The sequence below is a fragment of the Nocardioides sp. P5_C9_2 genome (assembly GCF_054049555.1).
The window spans coordinates 1-21,772 of record NZ_JBFUMD010000001.1; the positions used below are offsets into that span (position 1 = coordinate 1).

21 protein-coding genes and 1 tRNA gene are annotated in these 21,772 nt (G+C 70.6%); 11 read left to right on the forward strand and 11 right to left on the reverse strand.

Features of this window, described 5'->3' with window-relative positions:
- The 11 genes from ACXJKL_RS00005 to ACXJKL_RS00055 form a co-directional block, all read right to left on the reverse strand.
- Window positions 1-1,797: peroxidase family protein (locus ACXJKL_RS00005; RefSeq protein WP_457204997.1), on the reverse strand; the 1,797-nt coding region annotated here is incomplete at its 3' end.
- Window positions 1,798-1,992: 195 nt separating this feature from the next.
- Entirely contained in the window at window positions 1,993-2,859 is an 867-nt protein-coding gene (locus tag ACXJKL_RS00010) for an AfsR/SARP family transcriptional regulator (protein WP_457204998.1), read from the reverse strand.
- Between the two features lie 126 nt (window positions 2,860-2,985).
- Window positions 2,986-3,549 carry a hypothetical protein gene (locus ACXJKL_RS00015; RefSeq protein WP_457204999.1) on the reverse strand — a complete coding sequence of 188 codons (564 nt, stop codon included), beginning with the start codon at window positions 3,547-3,549 and terminating at the stop codon, window positions 2,986-2,988.
- A gap of 4 nt (window positions 3,550-3,553) precedes the next feature.
- On the reverse strand, window positions 3,554-5,110 hold the full coding sequence (locus ACXJKL_RS00020; RefSeq protein ID WP_457205000.1) for a multicopper oxidase family protein: 1,557 nt from the start codon (window positions 5,108-5,110) through the stop codon (window positions 3,554-3,556).
- An 89-nt stretch (window positions 5,111-5,199) separates the two neighbouring features.
- Entirely contained in the window at window positions 5,200-6,549 is a 1,350-nt protein-coding gene (locus ACXJKL_RS00025; protein ID WP_457205001.1) for a sensor histidine kinase, read from the reverse strand.
- Window positions 6,546-7,232, reverse strand: a complete 687-nt coding sequence (locus ACXJKL_RS00030) for a response regulator transcription factor (RefSeq protein WP_457205002.1) — start codon at window positions 7,230-7,232, stop codon at window positions 6,546-6,548. The genes ACXJKL_RS00025 and ACXJKL_RS00030 overlap by 4 nt, the downstream gene beginning before the upstream one ends.
- Window positions 7,233-7,505: 273 nt before the next feature.
- Entirely contained in the window at window positions 7,506-8,225 is a 720-nt protein-coding gene (locus tag ACXJKL_RS00035; RefSeq protein WP_457205003.1) for a hypothetical protein, read from the reverse strand.
- A gap of 519 nt (window positions 8,226-8,744) precedes the next feature.
- Window positions 8,745-8,818 (reverse strand) — tRNA-Pro (locus ACXJKL_RS00040).
- 87 nt (window positions 8,819-8,905) lie between these two features.
- On the reverse strand, window positions 8,906-10,156 hold the full coding sequence (locus tag ACXJKL_RS00045) for a DUF1501 domain-containing protein (RefSeq protein ID WP_457205004.1): 1,251 nt from the start codon (window positions 10,154-10,156) through the stop codon (window positions 8,906-8,908).
- Window positions 10,157-10,161: 5 nt separating this feature from the next.
- Window positions 10,162-11,643, reverse strand: coding sequence for a DUF1800 domain-containing protein (locus tag ACXJKL_RS00050; RefSeq protein WP_457205005.1), 1,482 nt, complete (start codon window positions 11,641-11,643; stop codon window positions 10,162-10,164).
- An 81-nt stretch (window positions 11,644-11,724) separates the two neighbouring features.
- Window positions 11,725-13,236 carry a sulfatase family protein gene (locus tag ACXJKL_RS00055; RefSeq protein ID WP_457205006.1) on the reverse strand — a complete coding sequence of 504 codons (1,512 nt, stop codon included), beginning with the start codon at window positions 13,234-13,236 and terminating at the stop codon, window positions 11,725-11,727.
- Window positions 13,237-13,457: 221 nt separating this feature from the next.
- Between ACXJKL_RS00055 and ACXJKL_RS00060 the strand changes: the two genes are divergently transcribed.
- The 11 genes from ACXJKL_RS00060 to ACXJKL_RS00110 all read left to right on the forward strand — a co-directional run bounded on the left by ACXJKL_RS00060 (window position 13,458) and on the right by ACXJKL_RS00110 (window position 21,712).
- A complete protein-coding gene (locus tag ACXJKL_RS00060; RefSeq protein ID WP_457205007.1) occupies window positions 13,458-14,846 on the forward strand; it encodes a hemolysin family protein in 1,389 nt (462 codons plus the stop codon).
- The gene (locus ACXJKL_RS00065) at window positions 14,839-15,903 is read left to right on the forward strand and encodes a hemolysin family protein (protein WP_457205008.1); all 1,065 of its coding nucleotides are present in this window, start codon (window positions 14,839-14,841) and stop codon (window positions 15,901-15,903) included. Before ACXJKL_RS00060 ends, ACXJKL_RS00065 begins: the two co-directional genes overlap by 8 nt.
- Before the next feature lie 56 nt (window positions 15,904-15,959).
- Window positions 15,960-16,580: a CDP-alcohol phosphatidyltransferase family protein gene (locus tag ACXJKL_RS00070; protein ID WP_457205009.1), complete on the forward strand. Its 621-nt coding sequence runs from the start codon at window positions 15,960-15,962 to the stop codon at window positions 16,578-16,580.
- Complete coding sequence (locus ACXJKL_RS00075) at window positions 16,573-17,451, forward strand: DUF881 domain-containing protein (protein ID WP_457205010.1); 879 nt, start codon at window positions 16,573-16,575, stop codon at window positions 17,449-17,451. Before ACXJKL_RS00070 ends, ACXJKL_RS00075 begins: the two co-directional genes overlap by 8 nt.
- Window positions 17,448-17,780 carry a small basic family protein gene (locus ACXJKL_RS00080; RefSeq protein WP_056927906.1) on the forward strand — a complete coding sequence of 111 codons (333 nt, stop codon included), beginning with the start codon at window positions 17,448-17,450 and terminating at the stop codon, window positions 17,778-17,780. Before ACXJKL_RS00075 ends, ACXJKL_RS00080 begins: the two co-directional genes overlap by 4 nt.
- The gene (locus tag ACXJKL_RS00085; RefSeq protein ID WP_457205011.1) at window positions 17,773-18,570 is read left to right on the forward strand and encodes a DUF881 domain-containing protein; all 798 of its coding nucleotides are present in this window, start codon (window positions 17,773-17,775) and stop codon (window positions 18,568-18,570) included. The genes ACXJKL_RS00080 and ACXJKL_RS00085 overlap by 8 nt, the downstream gene beginning before the upstream one ends.
- A gap of 63 nt (window positions 18,571-18,633) precedes the next feature.
- On the forward strand, window positions 18,634-19,020 hold the full coding sequence (gcvH, locus tag ACXJKL_RS00090; RefSeq protein ID WP_457205012.1) for a glycine cleavage system protein GcvH: 387 nt from the start codon (window positions 18,634-18,636) through the stop codon (window positions 19,018-19,020).
- Between the two features lie 112 nt (window positions 19,021-19,132).
- Entirely contained in the window at window positions 19,133-19,660 is a 528-nt protein-coding gene (locus ACXJKL_RS00095; RefSeq protein ID WP_457205013.1) for an FHA domain-containing protein, read from the forward strand.
- Between the two features lie 66 nt (window positions 19,661-19,726).
- On the forward strand, window positions 19,727-20,425 hold the full coding sequence (ftsR, locus tag ACXJKL_RS00100; RefSeq protein WP_457205014.1) for a transcriptional regulator FtsR: 699 nt from the start codon (window positions 19,727-19,729) through the stop codon (window positions 20,423-20,425).
- Between the two features lie 43 nt (window positions 20,426-20,468).
- Window positions 20,469-20,942, forward strand: a complete 474-nt coding sequence (locus ACXJKL_RS00105; RefSeq protein WP_457205015.1) for a bifunctional nuclease family protein — start codon at window positions 20,469-20,471, stop codon at window positions 20,940-20,942.
- A gap of 203 nt (window positions 20,943-21,145) precedes the next feature.
- Window positions 21,146-21,712 carry a MerR family transcriptional regulator gene (locus ACXJKL_RS00110; protein ID WP_457205016.1) on the forward strand — a complete coding sequence of 189 codons (567 nt, stop codon included), beginning with the start codon at window positions 21,146-21,148 and terminating at the stop codon, window positions 21,710-21,712.
- The last annotated feature ends 60 nt before the right edge of the window (window positions 21,713-21,772 follow it).

The window sequence follows — 21,772 nt, forward strand, 5'->3', positions numbered from 1 at the left end:
CTCCATCTCGGTGACGAAGCGCGCCGCCTGGAACAACCGCGAGCCGTTCCACCCGTCGGCTCCCTCGGTGGACTTCCACTCGGCGAGCGCGGCGACACCGGCAGCACTGGTGTCGGTCGTGAGCGTGTTCTTGATGTCGTCGACCAGCCGGTCGTGCTCGGAGTGGAACACCTGGTGGATGGCCGTGAGGCCGATGTTCTCGTTGACGCGACCGTCACCCGCGATGAAGTGGGCGTCGAGGAGCTCGTCGTCGTAGGACCCCGCGGGCGAGGTGACGTCGAGCTGCTTGCCGGCCGTCGTGTTGCTGTCCGGGACCGGGTTCGCCCCGACAGGCTCGGCGCTGTGCGCGATGTCGGTCAGGAAGGGCGTGTCGAAGTACTGGACGTTGGCGGGCACGGGGACCGGAGCCGCCGTGTTGCCCTCGACCAGGCCCGTGTCGGTGACGTACTGCGGCAGGCCGCGTGCCGGTCCGGGGATGAAGTTGCCGTAGGCGTCCACGGCGAGCATCGGGACGTTCAGGACGTCCTTGTCCGTGAGCTGCAGGCCGAGCAGGGTTGCGGCCTGCTCCTTCGTCGAGGCCCAGGTCGCCATGCCGGAGTCGACACCTGCCACCGCGTCCGCGGCGAGGACCCCACCCAGCATCTTGCCGGTCGGGACGGGACGTCCCGCCGCGTTGGTGGTGTACTCGCGCAGGAACGCCTGGTGGGACGCGTGCGACGTGTAGGTCTGGCTCTGGTCCACCCACGGCGAGTCCGTGTTGTCGGCGTTGTGGACGTTGTCAGCTGTCTCGTCAGCGGCGGTGGCCGGGTCGTCGAGGAGCTTGCCGTCGGGGCCGGGCTGGTTCTGCGCCCGGGTGAGGACCATGAACCGCACGCTGGGGTTGAGGTCGTCCGCGTTGCCGAAGATGTGGTCCTTGCCGGCCACCAGCGGGTCGTCGTCCTTGAGCGGGACGAAGACCGTGCCGCCGCCCTTGACGGTCTGGTCGACCCCGTGGTCGAAGAACTGGCCGAAGAGGGTGAACAGCGAGTTGTACGGCGGGGACAGGCCCACGTCCGTGGTCACGTTCGGGATGAACAGTGTCTCGTGCGACGGCGTGCAGTCGGTGGGGACCGCCGCGATCGGGGGATCGGCCAGCGGGTCCGGGTCCGTGGTGCAGGGCTGGACCCCGGTGTTCCCCTGGGTGCGTACCGGGAAGCCGGCAGCGGCGATCGCCGCCGGGTTCGTCGAGGTCTGGTCGACGATCAGGTTGCTGACGATGCGCGGCTGGGTGTCGAAGACGTTGCCCTTGGTCTGGGTGTACGACGTGGGTGCGGGCGGGCCGAAGGCCGGCGGGACGTTCTCAGCCGGCTTGAGGACTGGCGCGGCGAGACGCGGGAACTCCTCGTCCGCGGCTCCGCTGCGCTCCTTCCCGGCGACCAGGTTGTTGCAGGAGCCGTCGACGGTCCGGAGGCCGAAGGACAGCAGCGGGCTGGCGAGCTGGGAGCGGAGGGCCCCACAGGGACCGGTCGCCGGCGTGGTGTCGGCGACGTGCTTCTCCGCGATCTTGATCTGCTTGAGAATGTAGGCGAGGTCCGAGGGCGTCACCGTGAAGCCCTGCCCGACCGCGGCCGGAGCGGCCTCGGCGGCCGGCGCGAAGCCGATCGGGATGATGAAGGACGCGGGGATGGCCAGGGCCGATCCCATCGACACCCACCAGCGCAATCGGCCCTGCTCGGACCGTCGCCGGCGTCGTCCCCGGGTGTCCGACCGTCCGGGGTCTGGTCGCGAGGCCGAGATCTTGCGCTGCGTTCGACTCATGAGGCACCACCTTGAAGAGGACATTTGTCCACCAAGGTCCACGTCGGTCCTTGGGAAAAGTTGGGGAGTGGCTCCGGGGTCCGGACCTGTCCGGACGAGCACCTGATCCGGGTGCGACGGCGTGGCCGCACGCCGAAGCGGTCCCGCCCGCGGTGTTGGCGTGGGACCGCTTCAGGCGGGACCTCCGGACCCGGATCAGCCGGTCGGGGAGAGGGCCTGCAGGGCCCGGATCAGCTCGATCGAGCCCGGGATGCCGACCAGCACCGCGGGGTTGTTGTCCAGGCTGGTGCGCAGGAGGCGCACGAGCGCCGAGGCCTCCGCGCGGTCGCACACGCGCTCGGAGGCCCGGTCCTGCTGGATCGTGCCCAGGAACAGGGCACGGGTCTCGGCGTCGAGGTCCAGGCCCAGCTCCGCCGCGAGCCGGGCGCGCATGTCCTCGTAGGCGTTCAGCGCCGCGGTCCGGTCGCCGACACCGACCAGGGCACGCATGAGCTCGCGCAGTGCAGGCTCGGAGAAGGTCGCGCTTCGGGTGGCCGCCCTCGCCAGGCGAACGGCGGGAGCGTGCCGGCCCGCCCGGTTGGCGTCGCCGGCCGCACGCGTGCAGGCCGTGGCCAGCACGTCGGCGAAGGTGGTGCGAGCCTCCTCGGCCCAGGTCGCGTACGGCTCGTCGGCCAGCAGGTCACCGGGAATGCGGTCCAGCCCTCGCAGGACCGAGGCCTCGTTGCCGGCGAGCAGCCGGGTCACGTCGTGGAGGTCCACACGCGCCTGATCAGGATCCAGGAGGTAGCCACCGTGGCTCGTCGCGATCGCGCAGTGCCGACCGGCGGAGACGCGGAGCTTGCGGCGGAGCAGGCAGACGTAGCTCTCCAGGGTGGTGATGCACCCGTTCGGGGGCCGTTGGTCCCACAACCGGTCGGCGAGCACGTCCTTGGGGACCGGACGTCCCAGGTCCAGCGCCAGCAGGGCCAGCAGCTGGCGAGGCTTGACGCCTCCCATGTCCGCCGCCGTCAACCTCACGGCTCCCCGTACCGACGTGTGCCCCAACAGCGTGACCTCGATCATCGCCCACCCCTCCCGTGTCAGCGACCATGCTGTCCGGGAGGCGGGGGGTTGCATCAGCCCCCGGTGCGGGGGTCTGGGACCCCCCAGCCTCAGTGACCCGTTCGTGCCCGTCCGAGGCGCCGCGGCTCAGGAGAGGACCCACACCCGCCACACCACGGCGAGGACCGCTGCCCCCGCCATCACGGTGGTCACGACGCTGCGCAGCCGCGGCGGGAGAAGCGCCGCGAGGGACACGACGAGGACGAGCTCGGCGGCCAGGCACACCAGGTCGAGCATCCCCACCGGCTCCACGCGGGACCCCGGGTAGAGCGGGATGCCGTTGCCCACGCCCCGCGGGACGGGAAGGTGCTCCATCTCGTGGGCGGCGTCGTGCGGCGGCACGAACGGGAGGTCCACCGAGCGGGACGCGACGTACAGGCCCATGACCGCGAGGTGCCCCATGATCACGACCACGAGGACCGCGTCGGGGAGCCTCCAGCGCAGTCCGGCCGCGAGGAGCAGCTGACCCACCCCGAGAGCGATGAAGAAGGCGCTCATGGGGGCCGAGACCCCCCAGTGCTCGGGCACGACGACCAGGTGGATCGCGCCAGCCGTCGCGGCACCCATGGCCGCCGCGAGGACGAGTCCCTCGCCCGGGAGCGGCTCGTCGAGCCGTTCGCGCGACGGCGCCGGCCGGGCCGTGGTGCTCATCGCGTCAGAGGGGCGTCTCGGGCAGCCGCTGGGCCGGCGCCGAGAACGGGTCGTCGGGCACGGTGGTGCTGTCCAGGATCTCGAACTGGGCCATCATGTCGTGGTCCTCGTGGACGAGGTTGTGGCAGTGCATCATGTACTTCCCGCTGCCGCCGTCGAACTTGACCAGGATCTGCACGGTCTCCTTCTCGCTGAGGAACACGACGTCCTTGGCACCCGCCTCGTACGGCGGAGGCGCCTGCCCGTTGCGCGAGAGGATCTTGAAGTCGACGAAGTGGACGTGGACCGGGTGGTTCCACCCTCCGGAGAGGTTGCGCAGCACCCAGGTCTCGACGTCGTCGCGCCGGGGGGCGGCGAGGCTGAAGGTGAAGCCGCTGCGTACGACGTCCTCCCAGGTCCTGCCGTTGATCTTCCACTGGCCGTTGGCACGGGCGAAGTCGAACTGGCGCGTCCGGACGGACTGGGTGGGACTGAGGGCCATGGTCGGTTGGAAGGGCTCCAGGACCGCAGGCACCTCGTTGGCGGCGGGGTCGAACGCGTCCGCCGTCACCTCGAAGGCCATCACCTTGTCGGTGTTGGCGAAGTTCACGTTGTTCTTCGGGGAGCTGTTGCGCATCACGATGCGCGTGCCGGGCCGGTACTTCGCGAAGTCGATGACGACCTCGTAGCGCTCGGCAACGCCGTGGCGCAGGCTCGAGACCTTCTTCGGAGCACCCAGCAGGCCGGCGTCCGTCGCGATCACGGTCATCGACGAGCCGTCGCTGAGCGACCACCGGTAGGAGCGGGACACCGAGGCGTTGAGGATGCGGAACCGGTACTTGCGTCGCGCCACCCTCATCAGCGGCCACGGGCGACCGTTGACGGTGATGACGTCGCCGTAGAAGCCGTCCTCGTCGCTGGTGGTGAACAGGAGCGACCCGTCGGTGTTGAACATCTGGTCGGAGACGATGAGCGGCACGTCGTAGGCACCGTGCGGGATCGGGAGCGCCTGCTCGAGCGCGTCGGTCATGATGTACATCCCGGCCAGGCCCATGAAGACGTTCTGCGCCGTGTGGTGCACCCCGTGGTCGTGGTACCAGAGGGTGCGCGCGGGCTGCCGGTTCGGGTAGACGTAGTCCTTCCACTCCCCGGGGTTGGTGATGTCGCTGGCGTAGCCGTCGTACTGCGGCAGCGAGGCCGAGCCGTGGAGGTGGACCGACGTCCACGGCGTGTAGTTGAGGACCGGGTGCTTGGCGGGGAGGTTGTTGATCTGCCGGACCACGGCCCGTCGGCCCTTCGCGACCTGGAAGGTCGGCCCGGGGACGCTGCCGTTGTAGCCCCAGACGAGGGTCTGCAGACCCGGGAGGATCTCCGCGACGGCTGGCTCCATGGACACCCGGAAGTAGTCGGTGGTGTCGTCCGAGCGGACCGGCATGATCCGTGGCGGCGTCGTGAACGGGATCGTGAACGGCGCCGGGAGCGCGCTCTGCGCGATGCGGTTGGCCAGCGTCGCCGGGCCACCGAGCGCTCGTTCGAGTGGCAGCGCGACCGCCGTCGTGCCCAGGACCGACAGCTTCACCATGTCTCGTCGCGTCAGGTCCACGGCGGCCTCCCTCTCAGCACCGCCCACGCTAGGAGTGGCGGCTGGGGAAAAGGTGGGGGTGCGGGAGGTCAGTCGCGCAGCGCCTCCTCGAGCTCGGGCAGCTCGGCCGGGACCACGGCACTCAGGCGCGCGCCACCTTCGGGGCGGTCGACAAGCTCGAGGCTCCCGCCCACGTCGGCGAGGAAGACCTCGAGCAGACGGAGCCCCATGTGGCCGTCCTGGGAGGAGCCGTTGCGGAGGCCGTGCCCGTTGTCATCGATCGTGACGTCCACGATCGAGTCACCACGGCGCACGCGGACAGTCACCTCGGTGGCGTCCGCGTGCTTGCTCACGTTCTGCAGTCCCTCACGCACGATGCGATAGATGAGTCCGCCGCTGGCCACACCGGCACCGAGGTCGGGGTCGATGGTGAGCTCGACGCCCAGCCCCCGCTCACGGTGCCGCTGCGCGATCGACTGGAGCGCCTGCTCGAGGGTGGCCTCCTCGAAGCCGGACGGTGCCATGTCGGTGAGCACCGCGCGCAGGGTGGCGACGCTGAGGATCAGGACCTGGGTGATCTGCTCACCGATCGTTCGGGCGGCTTCGGTCCGGGAGCCGGGCGGCAGCGCCTCGAGCACCGCCGGCAGGGCGTAGCCCGCGGCCGAGAGGTCCTGGATGACGTCGTCGTGGAGCGACTGGGCGAGGCGCTCGCGCTCGCGTTGCCATGAGCGCAGCGAGTGGCGCAGGACCTCTCGTCTGCTGGCGCTCGCCCGGTCGATCCGGCGGGCCAGGGAGAGTGCCAGGGGGACGATCGCTGCCGCGAGCACGAGCAGGGAGCCCAGGGTGAGGGGCAGCAGCTCGCTCATGATGGCACCGGCGTCGGCCTGGAGGCGGTCGCGGGGGGTGTAGGCCTCGAAGATGAAGGGCTCGCCGTCGGCGTCGGTGGTGCGGACGTACACCTCGACCAGGGAGTCGGTGTCCGAGTCCGTGTAGGCCAGTGGGTGGTCCTCGGTGGGCACGACGACGGACTCCCCGGCACCCGGCGCGGTCAGCTCCTCGGGCAGCTCCTCGCCCGAGTGGACCCGGGACGGCTCGTCGGCCCAGATGAGGTTCCCGTCGATGTCCCACACGACGATGTGCGCGACGGTGCCGTCGCGCAGCCGGTTGCGGAGGGTGGTGTCGAAGTCGCGCATGGCCGGCGCATCGTTGCGGCGGACCCTGCTGTCCAGCAGGGGAGCGGCGATCCCGCGCGCCATGCCGGCGGTCCGGACGCGGGCGTCTCGCACTGCCTCGTCCTCGGCGAGGTGCTGGCTCCACCATGCGGTCAGGAACGCCACGACCACCAGGGTGAGGGAGGTCAGCACCCCGAACCGGATGAGCGCCATCCGGACGACGGACCGGTCGGCACCGCTTCCGCGCAGCCTGCTCGGGGTCGTCACGGCCCGGTCACAAGACCCCGTCTCCGAGCGTTGGCCACCGCCTCGAGCTGCGTGTGGGCGTCGAGCTTCCACAGCAGCGACTTGATGTAGCCGCGGCACGTGTTCTTCGAGATCCCGAGCTGGTCGGCGATGTCCTGGGCCCGCAGGCCGATCGCCAGCATCGCGAGCACGTCGTGCTCCCGGGCGCTGAGCGGGTCCTCCGGCGGGGCCGGCACAGGCGCACGGAGCATCCCGGGGGGTGTCACCAGGACGCCGGGGCCGATCGTGTCGAGCGCTGCGAGCAGGTTGGTCAGGGAGCCGGTCTTGAGCAGCAGCGCGCTGACGCCGGCGTCGACGGCGCGGTGGACGAGGTCCCCGCCGGCATGACCGGTCAGCAGCGCGACGTGCACGTCGGGGAACCGGGTGGTGATGGCTGCCGTGGTCTGGATCCCGTCGTGCATCGACTCCGGGAACTCGTAGTCGATGACCACCAGGTCGGGACGCTGCTCGGCGATCAGCTCGAGTCCGCTCTCGGGGGTGTAGGCGACACCGACGCAGGACATGGAGGGCGAGCTCTCGAGGGCGAACTGCATGAGCTCCACGAAGGTGCGGTGGTCGTCGATCAGGACCACCCGTCGTGGGCGTGGGGACTCCTGCGTTCGGCTCCTCGCGTCGGCAACGAGCGGCTCGTGCTGCAAGGACATCGTCAGGACCCTTCCCCCGGACCGGCAGTTCCCAGCAGGCTAGGAAGCCCCGCGCGGCGTGGCGCACTTCAGGGATCGTTTTCCCCAGCAGAGGGGACGAGCGGGGAGGGACGGCGGCCCCACGAGATCGGACAAGGCCCGGACGAGACGGCCGGGATAGCGGCGTACACCACCCGCGAAGCCACCCGTCCTGCACGTTGCAGGGCGGGCGGCTTTCGTCATGTCCTGGCTGGGCCTTCCGGTGACGAACCTGGCGCCGACGGTCGTGTCTGGCTAGTCGACTTTAGTGACCACGGCCAATGCCCCGGCGTGTCCGGCACGGATCCCGCGGATCGTCCCGACGATGGTCACCTGCGTGTTGTCAGCGGGAATCACGATGTATGCGGGCGCCGAGACCTGCGCACCGTTGTTGCCATCGTTCGGGATGTCGGGCGTGAATCCTGTGCCCGGCTGATCCTGACCACCGATCCGGGTTCCGATGACGCCGTAGTCGACACTGTCGGCGCCAGGGACGAAGTGGAAGAACTGTGCCGCTGCATCAACGAGGTATTCACCTGCGTCGAGTTCGAACGTCAGCAGTGGTGTCCTCGAGTCTGCCGTGSCGTTGAGTGGGCTGGCTGGTACATCGACGACGTTCACATTCAGCGGCGCCGGTGCAATCGGCGTGACGAATGTCTGAACGTCGCTCAGGCCTCTTGGCCCTTGGGGACCGACGGGTCCCACCGGTCCCACCGGTCCTGCTGGTCCCGCCTTTCCTGCGCTACCCGTCGGCCCTGCTGGACCTTGCGCGCCGGACAGCTTGGTAATGGCTTTGGTCGTGAGGTCCTTCTTCTGCAGGGACCCGTCCTTGACGTCAACGCTTTTCAAGGTGTTGTCCTTGATGTCCTTGCCGGTGATGAGGGTCGCTGCGGCTGTGGCGCCACCGACGCCCGCGACCAAGACCAGTGCCGATGCCGCTACAGCCAACGAAAGTGCTCCCGTGTTTTTCGCCATGATGCTGTCCTTCTTGAGTTGAGACGCCCGAGATGGCCCCGAACGAACGTGATTCCTCGGTAACACGCCGGCCAGTGGGGCTAGGTCACCCGAAACAGGGGACGTTCTGTGCGGCGTCGCTGCTGGCGGTCGAATTGGTATGTCTTGTTCGCCCAGCGGACATACCTCGGCTGGCCCTGCTCCGAAGAACTTCACCGGAGGTCATTCCCGCGCCTGGGGTATGCACTTCGTCACTGGTACGACCTGGTTCTGATCGCTGCTCCCGTATTTCGCCCGCTGAGGCTGCTCCGGCTGCTGGCCCTCGCTCGCATCATCAACCGGTCGGCGCCGGGTGGCCTGGAGGGCCGGGTCGCGGTGCGTGCGCCACGACTACGACGGTCGCCTGTGGCGACCACTTTCCCGTGGCGACCTGGCGTGTGGAGCAACTGCTGTCACAACTGCTGTCACTAGCAGCCCTGCTGACAGGAAAGAAGCCGCTTCGGTTACCCGAAACGGCCTCTGACCTGCGGTGTCCATTTGTCGGGCTGACAGGATTTGAACCTGCGACCCCCTGACCCCCAGTCAGGTGCGCTACCAAGCTGCGCTACAGCCCGAACACCCATCACCTGCGTGATGGGCGAGCGAAACCTTACCCCAGCGCTCGCGCCGATCGACAATCAGGTCGGACGCGTCGTCAGGGGTCACACCATGGTGCCGAGCGAGGGCCCCACGAACCCCGGGAACACCCGGCTCGAGTCCGCCCCGAAGCGGGTCCGCACCACCTCGGACAGGACGCTGCGGTAGTCGGTGGTGACCGTCAGGTCGGCGTCCGGGCTGTTCGTGAGGCCGGGCCAGCTGCCGTGGTAGCGACCGCCCTGCACGCCCGCCCCGGCCAGGAACATGACGTTGCCGTGCCCGTGGTCGAGGCCGTAGTTGGCGTTCTCGGCGACGCGGCGACCGAACTCGCTGAGGCACACCACGGTGACCTTCTCGCCGTACGCCCCGATGTCGGTGAAGAACGCGGCCAGCGCGGAGGCGAAGGTGGCGGCGTTGTCCTTGAGCCGTCCCCACTCGAGGGTGCCGACACCGGTGTGCATGTCCCAGTCGCCCTGGTCGACGGTGATGACCTGGACGCCCACGTCCCCGCGGATGATGCGGGCGGCGTGCGCGAGCGCCTGGCCGAGGTCGCCGCGGGGGTACGTCGCTCCGCCCACCGGGGTCGCCGGCCCCTCGACGACGGGGGCCAGGATGTCGACGGCCGCGAAGGCGTCCCGGGCGGCGTCGCCGAGCACCGACCGGTCGGTGCCCCACAGCGTCTTCAGGCTGGCGCGCCGCCGCGCCGCCGAACCGTCCTCCTCGCCCGGGATGGAGAGGTGGTCGAGCGACGCGGCCGCCATGGCCGGCGACGGACCGGCCAGCGACGTGGGTACGACGCCGCTGCCGAGGCCGATGCCCTGCACGGGGCTGGTGAGCGCGTCGAGCCCGATGAGCCGGTTGAGCCACCCGACGCGGGCCGCGGAGCCTGCGCTGGCGTCCTCGATCTCCTCCATGGCCGAGAAGTGCGAGCGGTTGGCTACGGGGAGCCCGGTCGCATGGACGGCGGCGAGGCGGCCCGAGTCCCACAGCGGGAGCAGGGGGGCCAGCGAGGGGTGCAGCCCGAACATCCCGTCGCGGGCGAGCAGCCGCTCGGCGGGAACCGCGATGCCAGGGCGCGCCGCGTAGTAGACCGGGTCGGCGTGCGGCACCACCAGGGAGAGGCCGTCGGCGGCACCCCGCATCGACACCACCACCAGCACCGAGGGGGCCGGGGCGGCCGCGGCCGCCGACGCGCGCACCTCGGCGCCGCCGTACACCACCGACAGGCCGGCGACGCCGGCCGCGGTGCCGAGAAGGGTCCGGCGCGACAGGCGGGCACCGGCGAGCTCCGCGCAGCAGTCGTCGAGGATCGTCATGGCAGTCACCGGGTCATGTGGGCAGGGGAGTCGAGCAGGGTCACGAGCAGGCGCGGCATGCCCCACCTCACGAGGTCGTGGGACCTGGTGATGGTGGTGCCGGGGTGCAACCCGGTCGCCTGGCAGCACGCCTTGAGCAGCTGCCTGCTGGCGGGGCGGAAGAGGATCCGCTCCGCGAGGTGGTCCACGAGGTCGTCGAAACGCACCTTCTTCTCCGGCAGCCAGGAGGCGGGGGAGCGGTAGGCGATGTCCTTCTCGGGCCACCACCCGCCGGCCATCGACCAGTGCATGCCGAACGATGCGGCCATCCGGCCGGCCGACGCCCAGGCCTGGTTGGTGATGGGGGCCCCGTCGGGACGGCTCCAGGAGAAGGGTCGCCCGCCGAGCCCGTCGGTCTGCCACAGGATGGCCTCGGCCGCCGAGTCCTGGGAGGAAGGACGACGCACCGTCACGCCCAGCGCCCGGTACGTCGCGACCACGTCCTCGGCAGGGTCGCGGACCTTGGTGCCTCGGGATGCCCGGAACACGGACGACGCCACGAGCGCCTTCAGGACCGGGACGATCGCGGTGTCGTGCTGGAGGTAGACCTTGGCCAGCATGTCGACGAGTGCGTGCGGCGGCTCGTCGCGGACGAACTTCACCGCGATCCTGCGCGCCACCCGCTTCGCGGTGGCCGGGTGGTGGGCCAGGTAGTCGGTGTAGCGCCGGGTCAGGTCACGCCCGTCGGCGGAGCGGTTGGGGTCGGTGAACCCCATGACTCGCACCGGCCCCGTCGCGTGGTCCGCGGGGGAGTAGGCCGCAGCGAAGGTCTTCCACACGTCCACGCGCCACCCGGTGAGGATGCGCGCCGAGTCCTTGACGTCGGCCTCGGTGAACGGGCCGCGGCCGACCGTGTGGAGCTCCAGGAGCTCGCGCCCGAGGTTCTCGTTGGGGTGGGAGGCGGTCGAGGTGGCGTTGTCGAGGTAGATCCCCATGGCGGGGTGGGTGGTGACGGTGAAGAGGAGATCGCTGAACTTCCCGAGGGCCCGCGCTCGGATCGCGTCGCCGTACGACACCCGGTGCGTGAACACGCCGTCGGCGGCCACGGGCACGTGGAAGTGGTTCTCCCAGAGCTCCGTCATGACCTCGAGGACCTGACGACGGGAGACGGTCCGGCGCACGAGCGCCCGGCGCATGTAGTCCTCCATCACCATCCAGCCGGGCTCGACCTCGCTCTGGGTGCGCTGCCAGAGGTCCAGCGGGCTGCGCCGCAGCGACGGCCACCAGTCGTCGACGGCGTGGCCGGGACCGTCCGCGACCTTGCCGGGGGAGAGCTGGTCGACGAACCAGGCCTCGGCGCCGTGGCGGCGCACGTCGCGCACCAGGTCCTTGGTCAGCCCGTAGGAGAAGCGGGTCACGAGGTGGCGGTCGGCGCCGGGGAGCACGCCGGCGGACGGCTTCCTCCGGCGCTTGTCCCCGCGGGGCGTCCGCCCCTTCGTCCCAGCCACGGGCAGAGGGTATGTCCGTTGTTACCAAGGTAACGACTCGGTGGCCCGGGATGGCCCGAAAGGACCAGTCGCACGGACCGATCAGCCGACGCCCGGCTCCGGGAGCGCTCCGAAGGTCTGGTTGCAGGCGCCGCCCCGGCACGTGATCAGCTCGCTGCGGCGCTGCTCGAGGGCGACGCGGATCGCTGCGTACGCCGGATCGTCGATGCGGTTGACCAGCTGGTCGGGGTCGAGGTCGTCGTCGTAGAGGAACGCGTCGGAGCCGTTGACGCCGTACAGGTAGCGATCGGTGCGCACGCCGCGGTAGGCCCACCCGTCGCCGCCGTCGTCGCCGGTCTGCACGAGCGTGGTGTCACGGAAGGGCTGGTCGAGGCCGCGCAGCGTCGGCACGAACGACGTCCCGTCGACGGGCCACTCCGCCGAGGCGCCCACGATCGCGGCGAAGGTCGCCGGCAGGTCGACGAGGGTGACCGGCAGGTCGGACGTCGTACCGGGAGCGATGCCGGGGCCGCGCACCAGCAGCGGCACCTGGAGGACMGGCTGGGTCAGCACGTTCTTGCCGACGAAGCGGTGCTCACCCAGGGAGTAGCCGTTGTCGGAGGTGAAGACGATCACGGTGTGGTCGAGCTCGCCGGTCTCGCGCAGCGTGTCGACCAGGGAGCCGACGGCACGGTCGACTGACTGCAGGGCCCGCAGACGTGCCCGGTGGTCCTCGACGACCACCTCGGGGTCGGCCTGGCGACGGTTGCGGAAGGGCCGGGGCTGGTCGAGGACCGCCCGCTCGTTGAAGGCCGGGTCCTGCATGGACGGCGGCTCCGCGTGCGGGAACCGGTCGGCGTCGCGCGGCGAGCTGGGAGGCAGCACGGGCCTGCCGTCATCGATCCGGTAGTGCGGCGCGAGGTGCCAGGAGAAGAGGAGGAAGGGCTCGTCCTTGCGGGCGAAGCGCCGGACGGTCTCGTTGGTGCGCTCGGCGATCACGTCGGTGACGTAGCTGTCCCTGAAGACCGCCGGACTGTCGTCGTCGTCGGCGAACGCGAAGTCCAGGTAGTCGTAGACGCCGGCCACCAGCGCGTCCCAGTGGGTCCACCCCGACGGACGGACGTCGTCGGCGGTGTAGCCGTTGAGGAACTTGCCGACGAAGCCCGTCTGGTAGCCCGCCCTGCCGAACCACGAGCTGATCTCGTGGGTGGGGTCGAGGGCCTGAAAACCGCCGAAGGGGCCGGCGTTGTGCTGGACGCCGTTGTTCTGGGCGTACTGGCCGGTGACCAGCTCGGCCCGCGCGGGACAGCACAGCGGGTGCGGCGAGATGGCGTCGGTGAAGTCCAGCCCCTGGTCGGCGATCAACCGCTGCGTCTGCGGCATCCACCGCAGGTCGTCGTCGCGCATGTCGTCGGTCATCACGAAGACCACGTTCGGGCGGGTGTCGCGCGTGGTGTCAGGGGCCGCGCGACCGGCGTCCGAGGGCATCGTCAGGCGGTCCGTGCCGGCCGCGACGGGGACGACCGTGGGTGTCGGCTCGGAGGGCCGCGCGAGGCCCGCCGCGGCCGACGACACCACCAGTGCGGCGGCCAGCACGGCCGTGCCGCTCCGCATCCACCCGTGCATCATGTCCCCTGGATCGCCGCGCTCGAAGGGCCCAGAGTAGGGGGCCGGGACGTCGTCGCCCAAAGCGACGCGGAGTCGTGGACGGGTGTCCTCTAGGCTGGTGGGCGAAGTACTGCCAGCACCCGAGTGGAAGGGCCTTCCCAGACCCCCATGGACGGCTATCAAAGTCGCCGCACGACCGTCTCCCTGACCAGACCAGGAGCCGCGTCGTGACCCCGTGGCTCCTCCTGCTCGTCTCGCTCGCGCTCATCGCGATCTGCGGCGTGTTCGTCGCGGCCGAGTTCTCCTTCGTCACCGTGGACCGAGCCACCGTGGAGCGTGCCGCCAGTGGCGGCGACGCCTCGGCCGCGGGCGTGCAACGGGCGCTCAAGTCCCTCTCGACGCAGCTCTCCGGAGCCCAGGTCGGCATCACGGTGACCAACCTGGCGGTCGGCTTCCTGGCCGAGCCCGCGATCGCCACCCTGGTGCGTGACCCGCTCACGGCGGTCGGCCTGCCCGACGGGTGGGTCCCACCCGTCTCGGTGGCCATCGGTCTGACCCTCGGCACCATCCTCACGATGCTCTTCGGGGAGATGGTCCCCAAGAACCTCGCGCTGGCCAAGCCGCTCGAGACCGCGCGCGCGACACAGGGCTTCATGCGGGGCTTCACCGCCGGGTCCCGCTGGCCCATCAAGGTCCTCAACAACTCCGCCAACGCGCTCGTGCGCCGCCTCGGCATCGAGCCGCAGGAGGAGCTGCGCTCGGCGCGGAGCTCCGAGGAGCTCGCCTCGCTCGTGCAGCGCTCGGCCGTCCAGGGCACGCTCGACCCCGAGACCGCCGAGCTCATGGAGCGCAGCGTGGAGTTCGGCACCCGCACCGCCGGCGAGATCATGACCCCCCGGGTCCGCACCACGACCGTCGAGGAGAGCGACCGCGCGAGCACGATCATCGAGCTGGCCCGCCAGACGGGGCTCTCCCGCTTCCCGGTCCTCGACCAGGAGGACGCCGTCGTGGGCACGGTCCACGTCAAGCACGCCGTGGCACTCCCCGTCCACGAGCGGGCCACGACCCGCATCAAGCACATCATGGTCAAGCCGACGGTCGTCCCCGACAGCCTGCGGCTCGACCCGCTGCTCGCACTGCTCCGTGGCGACGGGTTCCAGATGGCCATCGTCCTCGACGAGTACGGCGGCCACGCGGGCATCGTGACCCTCGAGGACGTCGTCGAGGAGATCGTCGGTGACATCTCCGACGAGCACGACCGCCTCGGAGCCCGGGCCCGTCAACGACGTGACGGCGCCTGGAGCCTGTCCGGCCTGCTGCGGCCCGACGAGGTGGAGGACGCCACGGGCATCGAGCTGCCCGACCACGAGGACTACGACACCATCGGCGGCCTCGTGATGCAGCGCCTCGGCAAGATCCCGCAGGCCGGCGACCGCGTCGAGGTCCCGGTGCCGGACCGCTCCGTGCCCGACGAGCCGCGCGAGGACCTCGCGACGCTCACCGTCGAGCGGATGGACGGGCTGCGCATCGACCGTCTCGAGCTGCGGCTGGTCACCCTCGACGAGCCGTCCGGCGCGGGCCACGATGCGGCCACGGAGGTGGACGACCGTGGGTGACGTCACCGGAGTCGTCGTGGCCATCGTGCTCCTCGTCCTCAACGCCTTCTTCGTGGGCGCGGAGTTCGCGCTGCTGTCGGCGCGCCGCAGCCAGATCGAGCCGCTGGCCCAGGCCGGATCCCGGGCCGGGCGCACCGCGCTGCGAGCCATGGAGCAGGTCTCCCTGGTCATGGCAGGGGCCCAGCTCGGCATCACGGTCTGCTCGCTGGGCCTCGGTGCCGTCGGCGAGCCGGCCGTGGCGCACCTGCTGGAGCCGGTGTTCCACGCGCTGCGCGTCCCGGAGGCGGCCCTGCACCCGGTGTCCTTCGTGGTGGCGATGTCCATCGTCGTCTACCTGCACGTGGTCCTGGGCGAGATGGTCCCCAAGAACATCGCACTCGCCGGACCCACCCGGGCAGCGCTGCTGCTCGGCCCACCCATGATGGTCATCGTCACCGTGCTGCGACCGGTCATCCTGCTGCTCAACCTCGCCGCCAACGGCATCCTGCGACTCATCCGGGTCGAGCCGAAGGAGGAGGTCAGCTCGAGCTACACCCGCGAGGAGGTCGCCGCCCTGGTCGAGGAGTCGCGGGGCGAGGGCATGATCGCCGCCGACGAGTACGACCGCCTCGCCGGCGCCCTGGGCTTCACCGAGAAGACGGTGACGACGGTCCTGATGCCGGTCGAGGGTCTCGCCACCGTGCTGCGCGGGTCGACGGCGGCCGACGTGGAGTCGTTGTGCGCGGCCACGGGCTTCAGCCGCTTCCCGGTCGCCGAGCCCGACGGCACGCTCGTCGGCTACCTCCACATCAAGGACGTGCTCGAGAGCGACGAGGAGCGACGCCAGCGCCCGGTCGACGACAAGTGGGTGCGCCCCTTCGCCACCGTCGGGCCCGACGACCTGCTGCACGAGGCCCTCGAGAGCCTCCAGCTGCGCGGCGCCCACATGGCACGCGTCGTGCGCCGCGACGGCCAGGTGCTCGGGCTCGTCACGCTCGAGGACGTGCTCGAGGAGCTGGTCGGCGTGATCCGCGACGGGTCCCACCACGAGGCCGGGTCGAGTGCCGTCGAGTCGTGACCGTCCGCGCGACGTCCGCTGGATAGGGTGAGATCGACGTGACCCCGACTCATCCGATGGCAGGCGATTCCGTGCAGGAGCAGACCCACCGCTCACGCGTGTGGACGGTCCCCAACCTGCTCAGCATGGCCCGGCTGGCCGGGGTGCCCGTGTTCCTGTGGCTCGTCCTCGGTCCCGAGGCCGACGCCCTGGCGCTGGCCCTGCTCATGGTCTCCGGGATCACCGACTGGCTCGACGGCTACCTCGCGCGCCGGCTCGACCAACGCTCCAGCCTGGGGGAGATCCTCGATCCCGTCGCCGACCGACTCTACATCCTGGCGGTCGTGGTGGGCCTCGCCATGCGCGACATCGTCCCGTGGTGGGTCGCCATCATCCTGCCGCTGCGCGACCTGCTGCTGTGGGGTCTGGTGCCCATCCTGCGCACGCGCGGCTACAGCGCCCTGCCGGTTCACTTCCTGGGCAAGGCCGCGACGTTCAACCTGCTCTACGCCTTCCCGCTCCTCCTGCTCGGCGAGGGCGACGGTGCGGTCCCGATGCTGGCCCGGGTGTTCGGCTGGGCGTTCGCGTTCTGGGGGATCGGGCTCTACTGGTGGGCCGGTGTCCTGTACGCCTGGCAGGTCCGCACGCTGGTGCGCGACACCGAACGACGACCGCCCAGGGTCCGCCGCGATGCCTGACCTGACCCCCTCCGAACGGCCGCCGGAGCTGCCCGAGCACGTCACCACGCCGTTGCTCACGCTCATCACCGCGCGTTCGATGGACGAGGACTACGCCCACGTGGCCGGCCGCAAGGCGGAGCGGGGGGAGTCCACCGCCACGCCGGGGCGCGCCTGGACCACCCTGCTCATCGTCGGCAGCTTCGGGCTCCTGGTCACCGTGGCCGGGGTGCAGACGTCGCGGGACGCCGACGTCCAGGAGCTGGGTCGAGCGACCCTGGTCTCCAAGATCGACGAGGGGCGCGGCGAGGTCGCCGCCCTCCAGCGCGACATCAGCTCCCTGAGCGAGTCGCGGATCGCAGCACAGGAGCGCAACGACACCCTCGCCACCCAGACCGACGACCTCGACGCGCGCGTACGCCGCCTCGAGGTGCTCACCGGTTTTGTCCCGGTCCGCGGTGAGGGCGTGCGGATCACCGTCACGAATCCGCAGAGCGACGACCCCAACGACGAGGTCCGCGACGAGGACCTGGCGACCCTGGTCGACGGGCTGTGGCAGGCCGGTGCCGAGGCGATCGCCATCAACGGGATCCGGCTCACCGCGCTCAGCGGGATCCGCAACACCGGGCGGGCCATCCTCGTCAACAGCCGCCCGCTCACCCCGCCGTACGTCGTGGAGGCCGTCGGCGACAACGCCACCCTCCAGGCCCGGCTGCTCGAGACCAGCCAGGGACAGGCATGGTTCGGCCTCGTCAACACCCTCGGCTTCGGCTACGAGGCCGAGAATGTCACCATGGTCCGACTCCCGGCGAGCACGTTGCGCCCGCTGCGCGACGTCGCCGAGAAGTCCTCGGACAACCCGGCCAACACGGAGGAGGAGGTCACGCCGTGATCGCAGCGCTCGGACTCCTGCTCGGCGTGCTCGCAGGCCTCGTCTTCGCCCCCGACGTCCCGCTCGGCCTCGAGCCCTACCTGCCGATCGCCGTGGTGGCCGCCCTCGACGCCGTCTTCGGCGGCCTGCGGGCCTTCCTCGACGGCATCTTCGACGACAAGGTCTTCGTCGTCTCCTTCATCAGCAACGTCGTCATCGCCGCACTCATCGTCTACATGGGCGACAAGCTCGGGGTCGGCAGCCAGCTGTCGACCGGCGTCATCGTCGTGCTCGGGATCCGGATCTTCTCCAACGTCGCCGCCATCCGGCGCCACCTCTTCCATGCCTGAGACCACGCCCGAGCCGGGCTCCCACCACGACGGGCGCAGCCCCGGGCTGCCCACGCCGGACGAGGACGACGCCGGTCGCCAGCGGCTCGCGTTCACCCTGCGCCACGGCTCCCGGGCCCAGGTGGTGGTGGCGGTGCTGCTCGCGGTGCTCGGCTTCGCCTCCGTCGCCCAGGTGCGCAACAACGAGCAGGACAACACCTACGCGGGCCTGCGGGAGCAGGACCTCATCGAGATCCTGAACGCCCTCACCGGCACCGCCGAGCGGGCGCGGCGCGAGCGTGACCGCCTCGAGCAGACCCGCGACGAGCTCCGCTCGGAGAACACCAGCCGCGAGGCGGCCCTCTCCCAGACCCAGCAGCGGGCCCGCACCCTCAACATCCTGGCCGGCCTCGTGCCCGTGACCGGGCCGGGCATCCGGATCACCATCGAGGAGGGGGCCGGACCGGTGAGCGTCGGCTCGCTGCTCGACATCGTCCAGGAGATGCGCACGGCCGACGCCGAGGCGATCGAGTTCAACGACGCGCACCGCGTGGTCGCCCAGAGCTCCTTCAACGAGGCGGTCGGCGGCATCGAGCTCGACGGCAACCTCCTCGAGCCGCCGTACGTCATCGACGTCATCGGCGACCCGCACTCGCTGCACGGCGGCCTCACCTTCGCGAGCGGACCGATCGAGACCCTCGAGCAGTACGACGGCGCCACCGTGGAGGTCGACGAGCTCGACTCGCTCGACATCACCAGCGTCCGCGACCCCGTGCGACCCGTCACCGCCGAGGCCGACCCCGACCAGTAGCCTGCCCGTCCATCGTCCATCGTCCATCGTCCATCGTCACCGACCAGCAACCGAGGAGACACCGTGTACCCCGAGGACCTGAAGTACACCAGCGAGCACGAGTGGGTGCGCATCCCCGGCGAGACCGAGGGCTCGGTCCGCATCGGGATCACCCACTTCGCGCAGGACGCGCTCGGCGACATCGTCTACGTGTCGCTGCCCGAGACGGGGGAGCAGGTGACCGGCGGCGAGACCTGCGGTGAGCTGGAGTCCACCAAGTCGGTGAGCGACATCTACGCACCGCTCACCGGCGAGGTCGTGGCCCGCAACGACGCACTCGACGCCACTCCCGAGCTCGTCAACACCGACCCGTACGCCGCCGGGTGGCTCTTCGAGCTCGTGCCCTCCGACCCCGCCCAGGTCGACGGACTGCTCGATGCCGCGGCATATCAGTCCGGCCTCGAGGGCTGAGGCTCCCACTCGCGCCACCGGCTGGTAGGTTCGTCACAACCGTCAACCTCAGGCCCCGCCTGAGGGTTGGCGGTTCCCAGTATCGTCAGGTCTCAGCCCCCGAGGAGGGTTCATGCCGTTCTGTACCGCCTGTGGCAAGCAGAACCCGGACGACGCGCGCTTCTGCGCCCAGTGCGGCACCCGACTGGTGCCCGCGGAGGACACGAGTGCCGCGTCCGGGGGTGGGCGAGCCGCGGGCGACGCGACCGCGACCATCACCTTCGGAGTGCCTACCGTCGAGTCCTCGGACCGGCAGCTGAGCCCCGTCGACGCAGCAGCGGTGGATGCGCTGCCGGAGGGCCACGCCCTCCTGGTGGTCCAGCGCGGGCCGAGCGCCGGCAGTCGTTTCCTCCTCGACACCGACCTGGTCGGTGCCGGTCGGCACCCCGACAGCGAGATCTTCCTCGACGACGTGACCGTCTCCCGCCGTCATGCGGAGTTCCGTCGCAACGGCAACGAGTTCACGGTCAGCGACGTGGGCAGCCTCAACGGCACCTACGTCAACCGGGACCGCATCGACTCCGTACGGCTGACCGACGGTGACGAGGTCCAGATCGGCAAGTACCGCCTCGTGTTCTTCTCCGGCGCCGCGGGCAGCTGATCGGTGTCCGCCCCTTCCTCGCCGGCGTCCTCGGGACCAGCGTCCGGGTCGCTCTCGCGCGGCCGGATGAACATCGGGCAGGTCCTCGAGCAGCTGCGCACCGACTTCCCGGGCGTGACGATCCCCAAGATCCGGTTCCTCGAGGACAAGGGGCTCATCAAGCCCGAGCGGACGCCGGCCGGCTACCGCAAGTTCTCCACCGACGACGTCGAGCGGCTGCGCTACGTGCTGCGCATGCAGCGTGACCACTACCTGCCGCTCAAGGTGATCGGGGAGCACCTCGACGCCATCGACCGTGGCCTGGAGCCGCCGCCGATCGAGGGCGTCGTACCCACCGTCCCCCAGGTGTCGCTGGCGGCGGACGGACTGCCGTCGCCGGAGTCCTTCGCGCGCACCAGCGACGTCCGTCTCTCGCGGATGGAGCTGTTGAAGATCGCCGAGGTCTCCGACGAGCTCCTCACCCAGCTCGAGCAGTTCGGCCTCATCGCCCCGCGCACCGGGACCCGGCACTACGACACCGACGCGCTGGTCGTCGCCCAGACGGCTCGCGAGCTGGCCGACTTCGGCTTCGAGCCGCGACACCTGCGTGCCTTCAAGACCGCCGCCGACCGCGAGGTGGGCCTGGTCGAGCAGGTCGTCGCGCCCCTCGAGCGGGGTCGCGACGCGGCCGCCCGGGGGCGCGCGGCCGACGCCGTGACCGAGATCGCGGCGCTGTCGGTGCGCCTGCACGCCACGCTGGTCAAGACCGGCCTGCGCCGTCGCTGACCGCCCTCCCGGACCGCTCTTGGACCGGGAGTAGGGTGAGGACGTGCGCGAAGTAGACGTCATCGGAGTCCGCGTCGAGATGCCCTCCAACCAGCCCATCGTGCTGTTGCGGGAGGCCTCCGGCGAGCGCTACCTGCCCATCTGGATCGGGGCGGTGGAGGCGACGGCGATCGCCTTCGCCCAGCAGGGAGTCGTGCCGCCGCGACCACTCACCCACGACCTCATGAAGGACGTGCTCGAGGCCACCGGCCAGCAGCTGAGCGAGGTGCGGGTCACCGACGTCAAGGACGGCGTCTTCTACGCCGAGCTCGTCTTCGCGTCAGGTCAGGTCGTCAGCGCGCGCCCGTCCGACTCCATCGCCCTGGCCCTGCGCACCGGTGCCAAGATCGTGTGCGCCGAGGGGGTGCTGGACGAAGCCGGCCTCGCCGTGCCCGCCGAGCAGGAGGACGAGGTCGAGGCCTTCCGGGAGTTCCTCGACCACGTGTCGCCCGAGGACTTCGAGCAGCCGGAAGTCTGACCCTCAACCTGAGGTTGAGGGTTTGGACACGCCGCCGAGATGTTTGACCACCCTCCACCGCAGGCATAGGTTGAAGTTCTTCGCTGTAACTCCACCCGTGTGGTTGCCCTTCCCCGCAGCCGCCTTTCCCCCGGAGCTACGCCCAGTGGAGGAGTAGACCGTGGAGGGTCGTCGTGGTTTCGAACGAGAACGAGCAGGACCGCGTGGGTGCTGAGGCAGCCCAGGCCGCCGAGACCGCCGACGAGCAGGGTCTGCTCTTCACCGATGACGTCTCGCCGCTCCCCAGCGACACCGGCTACCGCGGGCCGACGGCCTGCAACGCGGCCGGCATCACCTACCGCCAGCTCGACTACTGGGCCCGCACCGGTCTCGTCGAGCCCACCGTGCGGGGCGCGTCCGGGTCCGGCACGCAGCGCCTCTACTCCTTCCGCGACATCCTGCTGCTCAAGGTCGTCAAGCGCCTGCTCGACGCCGGCATCTCGCTGCAGCAGATCCGCACCGCGGTGGCCCACCTGCGCGAGCGTGGCACCGACGACCTGACCCGCGTCACCTTGATGAGCGACGGCGCCAGCGTCTACGAGTGCACCAGCAACGACGAGGTCATCGACCTGCTCCAGGGCGGCCAGGGCGTCTTCGGCATCGCCATCGGAGGCGTGTGGCGCGAGATCGAGGGCACCCTCGCCGAGCTGCCCAGCGAGCGCACCGCGCAGGACGCGCCCGCGCCGAGCGACGAGCTCGCCGCTCGACGGGCCGCCCGCCAGACCGGCTGAGCACCGCATCGCAGACACGACGACGGGCCCGGAGCAGACGCTCCGGGCCCGTCGTACGTC